Annotated in this window: 12 protein-coding genes; all 12 read right to left on the bottom strand. The window is 56.0% G+C overall.

Annotated features, from left to right (window positions below):
- Positions 1 to 79: 79 nt before the first annotated feature.
- Positions 80 to 3,502, bottom strand: a complete 3,423-nt coding sequence (dnaE, locus tag HNE_RS08725) for a DNA polymerase III subunit alpha (protein ID WP_011646771.1) — start codon at positions 3,500 to 3,502, stop codon at positions 80 to 82.
- Between the two features lie 79 nt (positions 3,503 to 3,581).
- Positions 3,582 to 4,268, bottom strand: coding sequence for an ABC transporter ATP-binding protein (locus HNE_RS08720; protein ID WP_011646770.1), 687 nt, complete (start codon positions 4,266 to 4,268; stop codon positions 3,582 to 3,584).
- Positions 4,265 to 5,545, bottom strand: coding sequence for an ABC transporter permease (locus HNE_RS08715; RefSeq protein WP_035591193.1), 1,281 nt, complete (start codon positions 5,543 to 5,545; stop codon positions 4,265 to 4,267). Before HNE_RS08715 ends, HNE_RS08720 begins: the two co-directional genes overlap by 4 nt.
- Positions 5,545 to 6,864 carry a proline--tRNA ligase gene (gene proS, locus HNE_RS08710; protein ID WP_011646768.1) on the bottom strand — a complete coding sequence of 440 codons (1,320 nt, stop codon included), beginning with the start codon at positions 6,862 to 6,864 and terminating at the stop codon, positions 5,545 to 5,547. The genes HNE_RS08715 and proS overlap by 1 nt, the downstream gene beginning before the upstream one ends.
- Positions 6,865 to 6,911: 47 nt before the next feature.
- Positions 6,912 to 7,151 carry a DUF1467 family protein gene (locus tag HNE_RS08705; protein WP_011646767.1) on the bottom strand — a complete coding sequence of 80 codons (240 nt, stop codon included), beginning with the start codon at positions 7,149 to 7,151 and terminating at the stop codon, positions 6,912 to 6,914.
- Positions 7,151 to 7,579: a methylmalonyl-CoA epimerase gene (gene mce / locus HNE_RS08700; protein WP_011646766.1), complete on the bottom strand. Its 429-nt coding sequence runs from the start codon at positions 7,577 to 7,579 to the stop codon at positions 7,151 to 7,153. The genes HNE_RS08705 and mce overlap by 1 nt, the downstream gene beginning before the upstream one ends.
- A gap of 7 nt (positions 7,580 to 7,586) precedes the next feature.
- Positions 7,587 to 9,284: a ribonuclease J gene (locus HNE_RS08695; RefSeq protein WP_011646765.1), complete on the bottom strand. Its 1,698-nt coding sequence runs from the start codon at positions 9,282 to 9,284 to the stop codon at positions 7,587 to 7,589.
- A complete protein-coding gene (locus HNE_RS08690; protein WP_011646764.1) occupies positions 9,281 to 10,048 on the bottom strand; it encodes a type III pantothenate kinase in 768 nt (255 codons plus the stop codon). Before HNE_RS08690 ends, HNE_RS08695 begins: the two co-directional genes overlap by 4 nt.
- Before the next feature lie 3 nt (positions 10,049 to 10,051).
- Positions 10,052 to 10,786 (bottom strand): biotin--[acetyl-CoA-carboxylase] ligase, encoded by a 735-nt coding sequence (locus tag HNE_RS08685; RefSeq protein WP_035591196.1) that lies wholly within the window; start codon positions 10,784 to 10,786, stop codon positions 10,052 to 10,054.
- The gene (nuoN, locus tag HNE_RS08680) at positions 10,783 to 12,267 is read right to left on the bottom strand and encodes an NADH-quinone oxidoreductase subunit NuoN (RefSeq protein WP_233352031.1); all 1,485 of its coding nucleotides are present in this window, start codon (positions 12,265 to 12,267) and stop codon (positions 10,783 to 10,785) included. Before nuoN ends, HNE_RS08685 begins: the two co-directional genes overlap by 4 nt.
- Entirely contained in the window at positions 12,221 to 13,723 is a 1,503-nt protein-coding gene (locus tag HNE_RS08675) for an NADH-quinone oxidoreductase subunit M (RefSeq protein ID WP_011646761.1), read from the bottom strand. The genes nuoN and HNE_RS08675 overlap by 47 nt, the downstream gene beginning before the upstream one ends.
- On the bottom strand, positions 13,723 to 15,873 hold the full coding sequence (gene nuoL, locus HNE_RS08670; RefSeq protein WP_011646760.1) for an NADH-quinone oxidoreductase subunit L: 2,151 nt from the start codon (positions 15,871 to 15,873) through the stop codon (positions 13,723 to 13,725). The genes HNE_RS08675 and nuoL overlap by 1 nt, the downstream gene beginning before the upstream one ends.
- Between the last annotated feature and the right edge of the window lie 3 nt (positions 15,874 to 15,876).

The following is a 15,876-nucleotide window of genomic DNA, read 5'->3' as shown; positions in this document are numbered from 1 at the left end:
ATGCACCCGCGACATGGTTTTAGAATGCGCGCCATATACCCAATCCGGCGCAAACAACAAGCCCCAAAAGACCGCAGCCTCAGGCTGCCTGGCGCGGATCTACCTTCTCGACACCCGGAACCTCTTTCAGAGCCCGCTGGGCGCGAAGGCCAATCGTGTAGGTTTGAGGCAACCTCATAGTGACAATCCGTCCGTCACGGAGGATCAGTTCAACTATAATCACGCCTCTGTCGCCATCGGAAACTTGCTCTAACCGACGTATAACGCCGGCCAGATCCTCAGGATCTGCGTCGGGCCCGAGACGGACCATCAGGGACCCTGACGGTTTCGACAAACGCGCAGCTTCCAATTCGACCGCCCGGTCAAGATTGAGGCGAAGTTCTTCCCCGTTCAATTTGGCTGTAACGGTGATGGCAACCGCTTTTCCGGGCTGCAGCAAATCTCCATATTGCTGCAAGCCTTCATTGAAGACCATCATTTCAAGTTCACCGGTGGGGTCGGAGATAGTCAGGAAAGCAAACTTGCCGCCCCTCTTGCTGGGCTTGTCATTGCGCGTCCGCACGATACCTATCATTTCGAGAGGTTTCCCGTCTCCCGCCCGCTCGTGCACTTCCATCGCCAACGTAACGCGGTCCCGGTCTATCGACGTCAGAACATCGTCCAATGGGTGACCCGAAAAGTAAAATCCTATGGATTTGAATTCTTCATCCAGCTTTTGTTGCGCAGTCCATGGCCTTGAGGGCGGAAATTCCGGACGAAGCGCGGGTTCGGACTCTCCGAATAGCCCGCCCTGACCTCCACTTCGATCTTCAGCGTGACTCGCGCAATATTGGGCCAGCATCGGCACAACAGCAAATACGCGCGCCCTGTTACCTTCCAGACAATCAAGCGCTCCAGATTTTGCCAGGGACTCCAAAGCCTTCTTGTTCACGTGCTTGGGATCAACCCGCTCAGCAAAGTCATAGAGGTCTTTAAAGGGACCGCCCTCGCTTCTTACGGCCGAAACGTGTTTCATTGCCTCGACGCCCACGCCCTTGATCGCCCCGAGGGCGTAGACAATGCCGTCCTCATTCACATCGAAATCCGGCTGCGATGAATTGATGTCCGGCGCGAGAACGTGAAGCCGCAAGCGCTTGGCCTCCTGAAAAAACGCTGCGAGCTTGTCAGTGTTTCCAATATCCAGGCTCATTGATGCCGCCAGGAACTCTTTGGGATAATGGCACTTCAGAAAGGCTGTATGGTAGCCGATGAGCGCATAAGCTGCTGCGTGCGACTTGTTGAACCCGTAACCGGCGAACTTCTCCATGGTGTCGAAGATTTCGTTGGCCAGCGAATCTTTCATTCCCTTGTTGGCAGCGGCGCCCTCAACGAAACGCCGGCGCTGCGCGATCATCTCTTCAAGTTTCTTCTTACCCATCGCGCGACGCAGGAGGTCGGCCTCACCCAGAGAATAGCCCGCAATTTCCTGCGCCATCCGCATAACTTGCTCCTGATAGACAGGAACACCATAAGTTGCCTCAAGCACAGGCTTCAGGTCTGGATGCTGATAACGGACCGACGCCGGATCCTCCTTGCCCTGAACATAGACTGGGATATTCTCCATAGGGCCGGGGCGATAGAGGGAGATGATGGCGATCAGATCTTCAATATTGTTGGGCCGCACCCGGCGAAGCGTGTCGCGCATGCCCGCCCCTTCAAGCTGGAATACGCCCAGCGTTTCACCACTTGCCATAAGCTCATAAGTGGCTGGATCATCCATGCTTCGCCATGCGGGGCCCACATCGCCGCCATCGCGGCGAATAAAGTTCAGCGCACGGTCTATCACAGTTAGGGTCTTCAGCCCCAAGAAGTCGAACTTCACGAGACCCGCCATTTCGGCATACTTCATATTGAACTGAGTAGCGGGTAGATCGGCTCTCGGATCGTTATAAAGCGGCACAAGCTCAACAAGCGGGCGGTCTGCGATCACAACGCCAGCAGCGTGCGTCCCTGCGTTGCGGTACATTCCCTCCAGCGCACGCGCTGTGTCGATCAGCTCGCCAACGCGCGCATCGGCCGCGATCTCATCATCGAACTTTGGTTCAGCCGCTATCGCTTCATCCAGGGTTGGTGGCTTGGCCGGATTGAACGGGATAAGTTTCGCAAGGCGGTCGACCTGGCCGTAGGGCATCTGCATCACGCGGCCGACATCGCGCACCACAGCCTTGGCTTGAAGCGTGCCAAAGGTGATGATCATAGCAACACTGTCTGCGCCATATTTTTCGCGGACATAACGGATCACTTCGCCCCGGCGTTCCTGGCAGAAATCCACGTCGAAGTCTGGCATAGAAACGCGCTCGGGGTTGAGGAAGCGCTCAAACAGCAAATCAAACCTCAACGGATCGAGATCTGTAATCAGCAGAACCCAGGCAACGAGTGAACCAGCGCCCGATCCCCTGCCCGGCCCCACAGGAATACCGTTCGCCTTTGCCCACTTGATGAAGTCCGAGACGATAAGGAAGTATCCGGGGAATCCCATGCGGTCGATGATACCAAGTTCATATTCAAGCCGATCGAGATATACTTGTCGCTCAGCATACAGACGATCTGCCTCTGCCAAACGCTCCTCTAGACCTTGACGAGCTTGGAGGGCGAGCTCCTCACCTTCCGAGCGTCCCTCCTTGCTGAAATTGGGCAAAATTGGTTTGCGGGTCTCAGCCCTTACCGAACAGCGAATCGCGATCTCTGAAGTATTTGCGATCGCTTCAGGAAGGTCCGCAAACAGCACTTCCATCTCTTCAGGAGATTTCAGATATTGGTCTGGCTCGACGCGCTTGCGGTCGTCCTGGCCAAGATATTGCCCGTTTGCGATGCACATCATGGCATCGTGCGCTGTTACATCTTCTGGCTTCAAGAAACGGGCATCGTGAGTGGCAACGAGGGGGAGCCCAAGCTCGTAAGCCAACTCAACCAAGCCCGTTTCCGATTTGATTTCCTCCTGCGTTCCGTGCCGGGTAATTTCGACATAACAACGCCCAGGATAGGCGGTCGCCAAGGTTGACAGTTCTGTCCGGGCGTCGGCCAAGCGGCCCTTGAGGATGTGACGCGCGACTTCGCCTTCTGCGCCGCCCGTCAGAAGAATGAGGCCCTCTGTGTTCTCCAGCAGATATTTTTTGTGTAAGCGCGGCACGCCATCGTCTGCTTCCAGATACGCCCTAGAGGACAAAAACATCAGACGCTTATAGCCGACATCATCCTGAGCATATGCAGTGAGCCGAAACAGTTCTGCTTTGGGCGATCCATCGGTGACATCAAAACAGCACGCCATGATTGGCTGAACGCCGTAATCTGACAGCTTAATGGAAAGCTCTAACGCCCCGAAAAGGCAGTTTCTGTCAGTCACCGCCATCGCGGGCATGGAGTATTGCTTGCACCACTTTGCCAGATCAGCAGGCGTAATCATGCTTTCCAGCAGCGAAAAGCTGGACCGGATGGCAAGATGGATAAAAACAGGCTTTGTCACGCGGCAATCCTCTTCCGCGCAGATACTCTCACCGAATCAGCCAGGCCGGAAGCGCGCGGCTCCAGTAGTCCACAGCCGATCATTCAACGTAATCTATGAGCTTCCCATCCTTGAGGGTGAGAATACGGTCCATATGCCGGGTTAGGGCGAAATTGTGCGTGGCCACCAGCACTCCCGCGCCTTCTTCACGCACCATTTTGATGAGCGTGCCGAACACACGCTCCGTTGTGGTGGGATCGAGGTTTCCGGTCGGCTCGTCAGCGATCACAAGCTTGGGGTCATTTGCCAACGCTCTGGCAATCGCCACACGCTGTTGCTCCCCACCCGACAACTGGCCTGGCTGGTGATAGGCGCGCTCTTCTAGTCCCATGACCTCTAAAAGGCTCGACGCCTTTTCACGCGCCTTGGACTTTTTCACCCCCGCGATCATAAGAGGCATTGCAATGTTATCGATGGCATTAAACTCAGGTAGCAGATGGTGAAACTGATAAACGAAGCCGATCTTTCTGCGCCGGATGCTGGTGCGGCCATTGTCGTTCAGCTTCAGGCAGTCGATCCCATCCAGAAAGATTGAGCCGCCCTCCGGCCGCTCCAGCAGGCCCGCGGTATGCAGCAGCGTCGATTTTCCGGAACCAGATGGCCCCACCAGGCCCACAAGCTCGCCGGGCGAAACGCGCAGGTCGGTGCCCTGCAACACCTGCAATGCGCCGGCCGCAGTATGATACGTCCGGTCAATTCCCAGAAGTTCGAGTACGGGTTGCATCATTCAAACCTCAGCGCTTTGACCGGGTCTTGCGACGACGCCCAGATTGCCGGGATCAGTGAGACGACCATGGACATGATCAGCGCGTAGGCGCCCGTGCTAGCCACTTCGCCCCAATCAAGCACAGCTGGCAGATGATCCAGGCCATACTGCTCTGCCGGGAACACTTCCCCATCAATCGCGAGATTGATCAGAGCCTCGATCGGGCCGATGTTGAGAATGAACAGCACACCCACAACCATCCCAAGCAGAGCGCCCAGTGAGCCAAGAACGGTTCCTACCATCAGGAATACCCGCAGAACGCCGCCGCGGCTGAGACCGATGGTCCGCAGGATGGCCACATCCCGCGTCTTGTTTTTGACCAGCATTACAACCCCGACAATGATGTTCAGTGTGGCAATCATCATGATGATCGTTACCAGCAATCTCACCATGACACGCTCAGTTCTCAGCGCGCCCAGATATGTCCGGTTCTTGGTCTTCCAATCTCGTAGAAGCAGACTGTAACCTGTCGCTTCAGAGATGCGCTGCATGGCGACCTCTGTCATGTCGGGATTTTTCACCCGGATATCCAGAAACTGATAGCGCCCTTTGGACTGGAACAATATCTGCGCCTGATTCATCGGCATGAATACATAGACGTTGTCCAACTGTGCGGAGCCGGTCCGGAAAATGTCTCCAACAACATAAGACTTGCTGATCGGCGTTTGTCCTAGGGGACCAGATCGCATCTGCGATGTCACGACCTCGACACTATCGCCGGGCTGAAGCCCCAGATTTGCTGCGAGGTATTGTCCGATCATGATGACATTGCCGCCATTTCGGCCTTGTCCAAACCCAGCGGCCAGGGCCGCCTCGCCCCCGTCCTTTAGGATCGGCATGGTTTTGAGATCGGCAGGCGGAACCGCGCGAACCACGCCGCCCGTTCTCACACCATTTGCAGACAGCAAAACGAACTGCTCGATATAAGGAGACGCGCTGATAACATCCGGGGTTTCAGAGATTATCTTGGCCAATGCTTCCGCCTCGTCCTGCGGCATGCCATCGACTGCGGCGGAGATATGGGGTTCGCCGCCCAAGAGTGCGTCGAGCAGGGTCGCACGAAATCCACTCATGATCGACATGGTGATAATCAACGCGGCCACCGCGAAGAAAATTCCGATGAATGAAATGACCGCGATAAGGCTGGCGCCCCCATGTTCACGGCGCGCCCTGAGATACCTCCAGGCAAGCGTTCGCTCCAGTTTGCCAAAAGGCGTTGCGGAAGGCATCGCGCTCATCAGGAGCCTTTCAGTTGAGCCAGCATATCTTCGATTTTGACATCATGCTTCTCGCCCGTCTTGCGATTCTTGACCTCGACCTTGCCTTCAGTAACGCCGCGCGGCCCGACGGTCGTTTGCCAGGGCAGGCCGATGAGATCCATGCGCGCAAACTTCGCCCCTGCGCGGTCATCGGTTTCGTCGTAGAGCACTTCACGGCCAGCTGCAGTCAACGCAGCGTATAGCGTGTTACAGGCTGCATCGCAGGCTTCATTGCCGGGACGCATATTGATCAGGCCAACATCGAAGGGGGCAACCGACTCCGGCCATACAATGCCGTTCTCGTCGTGACATGCCTCGATGATCGCACCGAGTAGCCGCGAAACACCAATGCCATAACTGCCCATCTGAACTGGCACCATCTGACCATCAGGCCCCTGCACCACAGCGTTCATCGGCTTTGAGTATTTGGTGCCAAAGAAAAAGATGTGACCTACTTCAATTCCCCGCGCGGAAACACGCCGGTCTTCCGGCAGCGCATTGAATGCGGCCTCATCATGCATCTCTTCGGTTGCCGCATAATATCCGGTGCGCTCAGTCACGAATGGCGTGAGGTCTGACTCGAAATCGAGGTCTAAGCCAGGGGCCGGAAGATCGAGGAGAGCCTTGTCACAGAAGACGGCGCTCTCGCCAGTATCTGCCAGAATAATGAATTCGTGGCTGAGATCGCCGCCGATCGGCCCCGTGTCTGCACGCATCGGGATGGCCGTGAGGCCCATCCGGTCAAATGCATTCAGATAGGCACAGAACATCTTGCGGTACGCCGCTCTGGCGTCTTCCTCAGTCAGATCAAACGAATAGGCGTCTTTCATGAGGAACTCACGACCGCGCATGACACCAAAACGGGGCCGCACCTCGTCGCGGAACTTCCACTGCTGGTGATACAGGTTCAGAGGTAGCTGCTTGTAGCTTTTTACATAGGTCCGGAAGACATCCGTGATCAGTTCTTCATTTGTCGGGCCGTACAGCATGTCCCGCTCATGGCGATCCTTGATACGCAACATCTCTTTGCCATAGTCGTCATACCGGCCGGACTCCCGCCAGAGATCAGCCTGTTGCAGCGTCGGCATCAGCATTTCGATGGCGCCCGCCCGGTTCATTTCCTCGCGTACAATCTGCTCAATTCGTTTGAGTACGCGATAACCCAGAGGCAGCCAGGAGTAGATGCCTGCGCCATTCTGCCGGATCATACCGGTACGCAGCATCAGCTGGTGAGAAACGATCGCGGCATCCGCAGGCGCTTCTTTGGAAACAGGCAGAAAAAACTTCGACAGGCGCATGAATCATCCAGACTTTTACGGAATTCTTTCACGCTCACTAGCCGCAGCTAGGGCTGTTCCGCAAGCAGGAGAGGAACAACCACAGCAGCGGCCGCCGTAATCACAACAGCGCCGATCGTTGCCCATAGGGCCTTTTTCAAAAGCATTGGCTGTTTTGGAGCGCCCTCTTCCGTACCAGGGACAGTGGAATCATCCTCCCATTGCCCCTTCACGCCTATCGGCAATACGGCAAAGAAGCTGATCCACCAGCCAAGAACAAAAACAATCGTAGCGCCTGCTATGCCCATCAGTGGTGCCCTTTGGGCGTTTCCATCAGCTCCACCAGAACGCCGTTGGAGTTCTTGGGGTGAACGAAAATGATCATCGTGCCGTGAGCCCCTATGCGCGGCTTACCGAGCACAGTTGCGCCACGCTTTTCCATCTCGGTCACGGCCTCATTAATGTCCGCGACTTCGAAACAGACGTGATGCTGGCCGCCTGCCGGATTTTTCTTCAGGAAATTCGCAATCGGCGAAGCCTCACTCAGAGGCTCGATCAGCTCAATCTGGCTGTTGGGCAAATTCACAAAGCAAACTTTGACGCCCTGCTCCGGCATGTCAAATGGCGTGGTGATGTCCGTCGCACCGTAAAGCGAGCGATACGTCTCACAGGCTTGCTCAATATTGGGAACAGCTACCCCCACATGATTCAGGGGTCCGATCTTGAATTCGCTCATTGCTATCTCAGCTCCTCAGCACAACCACTTCAATCACCGGCTTCAGGCCGAAATTGACATCACACGCTTTACGCAAAGCCCGTCCTATTGATCGCTCGATCGCTTCATCATCATTGCGATCTTTCTTTGATAAACCAGCAACGGCAGCTTCCGCCGCCTCATCAAGGATTTCGAGGCTTTCCTCAGCGACCCTTCCGTCTTTTTCCGAAAGTCCTTTAGCCACAACAACGGGACCGTCGACCGGCCGTCCGGCCTGGTCGAGACTGACGGTGGCGAATATTACGCCGCTATTATGCAACCGTTTGCGTTCAACCAATCCCTGCGCGCCCTCTGGAACCAGCCGATTGCCATCCAGAAAGAGTCGTCCTGCCGGCACTTCATCGAGTATCTCCGCCTCACCTGGCGCGAGGCGGATGAGGCTTCCGTTTCTGGGGGCGATTGCCTCAGGAACCTGAAGGGATCGCGCATAGGATGCATGTTCAAGAATATGCCGGCGCTCACCATGAACCGGCACAGAAATTCTGGGGCGGACCCATTGATACATTCGCCGCAGCTCATCACGGCAGGGGTGACCAGACACATGGATCGTCTGGGGAACCATCCGTGGAGTGATTACCTTTATTCCGTTCTCCGCCAATGTGTTCTGCAAACTGTAGACACTGGTTTCATTGCCGGGGATCAGACGAGAGGAAAAAATGACACTATCCCCCTCGCGTAGCGCCACATGACGATGATCTCCGCGCGCTATTCGCGAGAGCGCCGCGTTGGCCTCTCCCTGGCTCCCTGTACAGAGATAAAGGATATTCTCCGCTGGCAAATAACCCGCTTCGCTCTCGTCCACAAAATCAAGGCGCGCCGGAAGTATCCCCACGGCTTTCGCCGCAGCTGTCACGCGGTGCATACTGCGCCCCACGAGACAAACGCTACGGCCTGCCTGGTTCGCAGCGTCTATGATGGATTTAACGCGCGCAACATTGGACGCAAAAGTTGTGACAGCCACAGCCTGCGTCTGTTCGGCAATAAGCTCGATGAGCCCTTGTCGCACTGTTTCTTCAGACCCGGCTTCGCCGCCTTCAAACACGTTGGTCGAGTCGCAAACCATCGCGAGCACGCCTTCATCCCCTAGCGCTGTAAGACCACTAATGTCTGTGCTCGAACCGATTTGAGGTTGCGGGTCGATTTTCCAATCGCCCGTATGAAGAACTATCCCCGCTGGAGTGCGGATGGCCAGTGCGTTGGGCTCAGGTATCGAGTGGGTGAGGGTAACATACGTAACCTCGAAAGGACCCGCCTTGACAGTTCCACCCATCGAGATCGTTTTCAGCCATTTTTGGTCCACGCCGCGCTCGTCCATCTTGGACCGAACAAGTTCACATGTAAAAGGCGTTGCGTAAATCGGCGCCTTCGTCTTGAGCATCGGATACAAAAGCCCAACAGCCCCAATATGGTCTTCATGAGCATGCGTCAGGAAGACTGCGTCGATGTGCTCCCCTATCAGATAATCTGGGTCCGCACAGATCAGGTCAATTCCCGGCGTATCCGAGTTCCCAAATGTGACACCCACATCAACGATGATCCATCGCCGCGCGTTTGGCGGGCCATATCCATAGGCATTGAGGTTCATTCCGATCTCGCCGCAACCGCCGAGGGGAAGAAATACGAGCTCGTCCTTGGACTGATCGATTGTGGTCTCCTTCAGTGTCAACGGTTCCGCTTCCAGACTTCCAATAGCCCCCGGATAAGAATGTCTTGATCGTAGTAATCGATGGTTTCGCTTGCTCCTTCGAAGAGAGACGCCACGCCCCCTGTTGCAATCACGGTCATCGGACGCCCCCATTCGGCTTTGATGCGCCGAACGAGACCATCAATCAGTTCAATATACCCTATAAACACACCTGACTGCATGGCAGACACAGTGTCTTTACCTATGACCTGCGGCGGCTTCTGAATCGCAATCCGCGGCAATTGCGCGGCGGCATCATGCAAGGCTCTCATAGAGAGATAGATGCCTGGGGATATGATGCCACCTTCAAACGCACCATCCGCTGAAACAATATCAAACGTCGTTGCTGTACCGCTATCGATTACGATCAGATCACCGGGATACGCTACATGAGCGCCCAAGGCGCTAACGATCCTGTCGGCACCGACCTGTTCGGGGTGACGCACTCTGACCGCCATGCCGGTTTTCAATCCCGGCTCCCCGATGAACAAGGGCTCGACGTTCAAATAGCGCCGCGCCAAATTGCGAAAGTTGAACTGAGCGTGCGGCACAACGGATGAAACAACGCATCCTTGAACCCGAGACAGATCAACGCCTTGCATATCAGCCAGCCGCCAAAGCCACGAGGCATGGTCATCCGCCGTTTTTGTTGAATCCGTGGCGCTGCGCCACTGATTGACCCACTGCTCACCATCATGGAGCGCAAAAACAGTATTGGTGTTCCCAACGTCGATAACCAGAAGCATGCGTTACGCTCGTCCAATAAGGTTTACTTCGCCGGCCCTTATGATGCGCGCGCTTCCATCCGGCAACCGAAGACGAAGGGCACCATCCTGTTCGAGATCCTCGAATACCCCCTCTTCGTATGTGTCCCCGACCCTAACAGATACCTTTTCGTTGCGGCCCTCAGCATATTTTAGCCAGTCTTTGCGCACACCATCAAAGGTCACCTTAGCCTGAGCCAGTCGGGCTTCGAAAGCAGAGTGATAGAAATCCAATACTTCTTTTAAATCAAGAACCTGCGCACTCAACCTATTGAGGCTTGTCGCGCCCTGGCCAACGTTGTCCGGCGCATAGGCAACATTGATGCCTGTACCTGCCGCGATCCACAGCCGGTCTCCTGCTCCGCCAGTCTCAACCAGAATGCCGGACACTTTCTGGTGATCGACACGCACATCATTGGGCCATTTCACACGCACAGGAGCGGCCGGCGCGACAGAGAGCACCGTATCAACCACCGCCAAAGCAGCAGCAAACGGCACTCGAAGCGCCACTGAAATGCCGCCCGGCTCCGCGAAGAGTGCTGTAGTGAAGATGTTTCCTACAGGAGAAGACCAGGCGCGATCCTGCCGTCCACGTCCCGCCGTCTGCGTGCTGGCAACAATCCATTGATTATTGAAGCTGCCCTCAGCCGCGCGGCGCTTCGCTTCTGTGTTGGTGCTGTCAATTTCTTCGAACCGGTAGAGTGGCCAGGAAGCGCTCAAGGGAGAAGTCCCGAAGCAGCATAGCTGGCCCAACCACCCGTGCCGAGTTCCCCGATAAAGATCATGAACACAACACCGGCGATCACGGCGCAAGCGACAACGGTGCCCAGAACCGTCACATCCACACGCTCAAAAGTCTCTTTGGGTTCATCGAACCACATGACTTTCAGCAAGCGGAGATAATACCCCAAGGACACAACGGAAGCGATCACCAGAATGATAGCCAATGGCACGAGCTCTGCTTCGACACCTGCGCGCAGCACCTCATACTTGCCGAAGAAGCCGCCGAACGGAGGCAATCCCGCAACCGAGAGCACCAAAACGGTCATCGCGATTGCAAAGACTGGCTGGCGTCGCGCGAGGCCGCCCAGTTCCTGAATATTTTCAACCATGCCGCCCCGGCGGCGCATCGCAAGTACTCCGGCAAACAGGCCAAGCGATGAGATGACATAAATGGTCGAGAACGTCAGAAGTGCCGGCGCGCCGAGAACCTGCCCCGCAGCAACCGCAACCAACGCATAGCCAACATTGGCGATCGAGGAATACGCCAGAAGACGCTTGATATTATTCTGCGTCAGGCCACCGAGCGAGCCAACGATCATCGACAGTCCGGCAATGATCGCCACGATAAGCTGCCATTGGTCCATGACGCTTCCAAAAAGCGTGAACATCACGTTGGCGAAGACAACAAGGGACGCAAACTTTGGCGCTGAAGCAAAAAAAGCGACAACAGGCGTCGGAGCACCTTCATACACGTCAGGTGTCCAGACGTGCATCGGGGCCGCGGAAATCTTGAACGCGAGACCGACGATCATCAGCACCATGCCAAACATGGCGCCCACGGATTCACCCGCCAAAGTCAGGCCATCAAATGAGGTTGTGCCGGTGAACCCGTAAACCAGTGAGGCACCATACAGAAGGATGCCGGAGGCAAGTGCGCCCAACACGAAATATTTGAGGCCCGCTTCAGACGACCGTGCAGAATCTCGGTGGAACGCTGCCAGCACATATGACGACAGGCTCAGCGTTTCGATGCCCATATAAAGCGTCATCAAATTATTTGCCGACAGAATGATGCCCATACCAAGCGAAGCAAGGACCATCAGCAGAGGGTATTCATATCGGCTTATTTCATGCCGGCGCAGGAACCCTTCGGAGAGGAAAATTGCCACACCTGCCAGGGTGAAACTGATTACCTTCGTAAAGTTCGTGAACGTTGTTGTTTTAACGAGGCCATTGAAGGCTTCGCCGCCCTGAAGATGCATGGCCGAAAGTGCGGCTGCTCCAAACATGACGAGTGCGCCGACTTTATAGGAAAGGCTGTTGAAGCGCTCTCCAACGATTGCCCCCACGAGCACCAGCATGAGACCGGATGCGGCGAGCCAAAGCTCTGGAGCCATGGCCTGTATGATGGATTGAGTATCAAGCATCGGCTTACTGGCCTCCCGCCATGAGCGCGATAATGCGCCCTGTAGCACCATTGGTGACGGCGAAAATGAGGTTGGGGGCAACACCAAAAAGAACTGTGAGGACTGCAAGCGGTGCAATGCAGACCCATTCGATCCGGTTCATGTCCTTGATGTCTTCAAGCAGTGGATTGGTTATCTCACCGAAGACGGTGCGGCGATAAAGCGTCAGCATGTAGACGGCAGAAAAGATCACACCGAATGCCGCGCCAAAGGCTGCCCATGTTGCTGCCTGGAAGCCACCTATCATCGTAAGAATTTCTCCTACGAACCCGCTTGTTCCGGGCAAACCTACGTTGGCCATGGTGAACAACATGAAGAAGCCGGCATAGATCGGCATGCGGCCAACCAGGCCGCCATAGGCTGCAATCTCGCGAGTGTGCATGCGGTCGTAGACGACACCCACGATCAGGAACAGCGCGCCGGAAATCAGGCCGTGGCTCAGCATCTGAAAGATGGCGCCCTGTATCCCCGTTTCATTGAAGGCAAAAATACCGAGCGTAACAAAGCCCATATGCGCGACCGACGAATAGGCGATGAGTTTTTTCATGTCCGTCTGACGCCAGGCGACAAGCGACGTGTAAATGATCGCGATGACCGCAAGGGCAAACATCATCGGTTGGAAGTATGCGCTGGCATCGGGAAACATCGGCAATGAAAAGCGCAGCATGCCGTAGCCGCCCATTTTCAGCAGGACACCGGCGAGGACAACCGACCCGGCCGTTGGCGCCTGAACGTGCGCATCCGGCAACCATGTGTGAACCGGCCACATCGGCAGCTTGACGGCAAACGACGCCAAGAAGGCAAGCCAGAGCCAGGTCTGAACGCCCGGATCAAACGCAAACTGCTCGAGCACTTCGAAGTCGGCTGAACCGGCCACCTGGATCATGTAGATCGCGGCCACCAGAAGCAGCAGTGAGCCGATCAGCGTGTAGAGGAAGAACTTGAACGAGGCATAGATACGGTCTTTCCCACCCCAGATACCGATGATGAGGAACATCGGGATCAGGCCAGCCTCGAAGAATATGTAGAACAGCACCAGATCGAGCGCCGTAAAGACACCAATCATGAATGTCTCGAGCACCAGAAATGCGACGACATATTCAGTCACGCGCTTGTCGATGGAATTCCAGCTCGCCAGAAGGCAGATCGGCGTCAGAAACGTCGTGAGCAGGATCAGCGACATGGAAAGCCCGTCGATACCGAGCTTATAGCTTATCGGACCATACCACGCGTGCTGTTCGACCAGCTGATAACCCATCTGCCCTGGATCGAACGACAGAAACGCCGCAACAGACAGCACGAAAGTCGCTGCTGAAATAATCAGCGAAGCCATGAGGATGGCACGGTTTTGACGACCATCATCCGCCGCAGCGCGGCTTCCTGCAGTGGCCGCGCGGACGAGAACGATGAGCAACGCGCCGATCAACGGCAGGAACGTCATCGCGGTAAGAATGGGGAAACCGCCCATCAGTTGGCCCCTCCTGCCCGCAACCACAGGATCGCGCCAAATACGATGGCCGCCCCGATGATCACGAAGGCATAGTGATACAGATAACCCGTGTGCATTTTTGCCAGACGCCGGGCGCCAATGCCTGCAAGCGCAGCCATTCCGTCAGGGCCGGCACCATCAATGATCTTCTTGTCTGCTTTCCAGAATATATTGCCGAGGAAAGCTGACCCGCGAACCAGCGTGGCTTGGTAGATCTCGTCGAAATACCATTTATTGGAGAAAAGCGAGTGGAGCGGGCCACCACTTGCGGCGATGCGCGCACCAACACCGCGATTGAAGAAGTAAGTCATGCTCGCCAGAGCGAAGCCGGCGATCGTTACGACAAGCGGCGCCCATAGAACCCATTCCGGCACATTGTGGCGATCGTGCAGTACGTGGTTTTCCGTAGCGCGATAGATCGCGCCCGCCCAGAAGGCTTCGTTATTGGCCTCGACAAATGCGTCGTAGAAATAGAACCCCGCAAAAACTGCCCCGAGGCTCAAGAGCGCCAATGGGATAAGCATCACCATCGGGCTTTCGTGCGGCGTGTGATCGTGACCGTGATGGTCATCCTCAGCGTGCTCATCCGCGTGCGCATGATCGTGGCCATGATCTTCGAGTACAACCCGCGGTCCATGGAAGGTCATGTAAATGAGGCGCCAGGAATAGAAGCTGGTCAGAAACGCCGCTAGCAGACCAAACCAAAATGCCATTTGGCCGAACATGACTTGCGCTGTGCCACCAGCGAAGGCGCTTTCGAGAATGGCGTCCTTTGAGAAAAAGCCTGAAAAGCCCAACTTCGTGTGCGGAATGCCGAGGCCGATGATGGCGATCGTGCCGATCATCATCGCCGCATAGGTCAGCGGCATGAACTTCGCGAGCCCGCCCATGCGGCGCATGTCCTGTTCATGGTGCATACCGTGGATGACCGAGCCGGCCCCGAGGAACAGCAGCGCCTTGAAGAAGGCGTGAGTAAAAAGATGGAACATCGCGGCTTCATAAGCGCCGACACCGGCGGCAAAGAACATGTAGCCAAGCTGCGAACAGGTCGAATACGCAATCACGCGTTTGATGTCGTTCTGCGCCATGCCGACGGTGGCGGCGTAGAGCGCCGTGACTGCCCCCACCAGGGCGATCATGCCAGCTGCATAGAACGTGTATTCGTAAATCGGTGAGACGAGGCAGACGAGATACACGCCCGCCGTCACCATCGTTGCCGCATGAATGAGCGCGGATACAGGGGTCGGACCTTCCATGGCGTCTGGGAGCCAGACATGCAGGAAGAACTGAGCCGATTTGCCCATAGCACCAATGAACAGAAGGATGCCGATCAGCTCCAGCGCATAGACGCGCTGCCCAAGGAACATGATCACCGCTTCCCGCGCGGGAGCGGCTTCTGCAAAAGCAACCGGCGTGACGATGGCATTGGTGCGGATCGCATCCAGGACGGGACCAAATTCGACACTGCCAAACACGAAGAACACAGCCATGATACCGAGCGCCAGCCCGAAATCTCCGACGCGGTTGGTAACGAATGCCTTGATGGACGCGTCGTTAGGCGCCTTCTTGGTGTACCAGAAACCGATCAGCAAATAGGAGGCGAGCCCCACGCCTTCCCAGCCGAAGAACAGCTGGATGAAGTTGTCGGCCACCACCAGCATGAGCATCATGAAGGTGAAGAGTGAAAGGTAGGCAAAAAAGCGCGACTTGTGCGGCTCCTCGCTCATATAGCCCCAGGAATAGAGGTGAACGAGACCAGAAACGCCCGTAATCACCGCCATCATGACAATCGACAGCGCATCAACCCGGATTGCCCAGTTAGCCTTGAAGTTCCCGACTTCAATCCAGGGCATGAGTGTAATGATATGCTGCTTCAGCTCCTGCGTGCTGTGCGCGGGCCCGGCGGTCAGATAGGCGTCTACGGCGGCATGCGCTTCCGGCGCCCCAACATGCCCAAGTCCGGCTACATAAGCGAACAGTTGAAACAGGGAAAGGGCACCGGCCGTCAGGACGGTTCCCGTGGTGACAAGCATCACAGTGCGATCGCCGACTACCTTGTGGAACAAGCCAAAAAGAGCGGCGATGCCCGGCGCCAGAACAATAAAAAGAAGAAGGCTATCAGGAAGCATACC

This window comes from Hyphomonas neptunium ATCC 15444 (genome assembly GCF_000013025.1).
GTDB lineage: Bacteria > Pseudomonadota > Alphaproteobacteria > Caulobacterales > Hyphomonadaceae > Hyphomonas > Hyphomonas neptunia.
Note: the sequence above shows the minus strand (reverse complement) of the source record. Positions and strands in the feature narration are given on the sequence as shown.

Excerpts from the sequence above, each read along its gene's own strand:
- nuoN (WP_233352031.1), bottom strand. The coding sequence starts at position 12,267 with ATGGTGCTACAGGGCGCATTATCGCGCTCATGGCGGGAGGCCAGTAAG.
- mce (WP_011646766.1), bottom strand. The coding sequence starts at position 7,579 with ATGAGCGAATTCAAGATCGGACCCCTGAATCATGTGGGGGTAGCTGTT.
- HNE_RS08720 (WP_011646770.1), bottom strand. The coding sequence starts at position 4,268 with ATGATGCAACCCGTACTCGAACTTCTGGGAATTGACCGGACGTATCAT.
- HNE_RS08715 (WP_035591193.1), bottom strand. The coding sequence starts at position 5,545 with ATGAGCGCGATGCCTTCCGCAACGCCTTTTGGCAAACTGGAGCGAACG.
- nuoL (WP_011646760.1), bottom strand. The coding sequence starts at position 15,873 with ATGCTTCCTGATAGCCTTCTTCTTTTTATTGTTCTGGCGCCGGGCATC.
- HNE_RS08705 (WP_011646767.1), bottom strand. The coding sequence starts at position 7,151 with ATGGGCATAGCAGGCGCTACGATTGTTTTTGTTCTTGGCTGGTGGATC.
- HNE_RS08690 (WP_011646764.1), bottom strand. The coding sequence starts at position 10,048 with ATGCTTCTGGTTATCGACGTTGGGAACACCAATACTGTTTTTGCGCTC.
- proS (WP_011646768.1), bottom strand. The coding sequence starts at position 6,864 with ATGCGCCTGTCGAAGTTTTTTCTGCCTGTTTCCAAAGAAGCGCCTGCG.
- HNE_RS08675 (WP_011646761.1), bottom strand. The coding sequence starts at position 13,723 with ATGGGCGGTTTCCCCATTCTTACCGCGATGACGTTCCTGCCGTTGATC.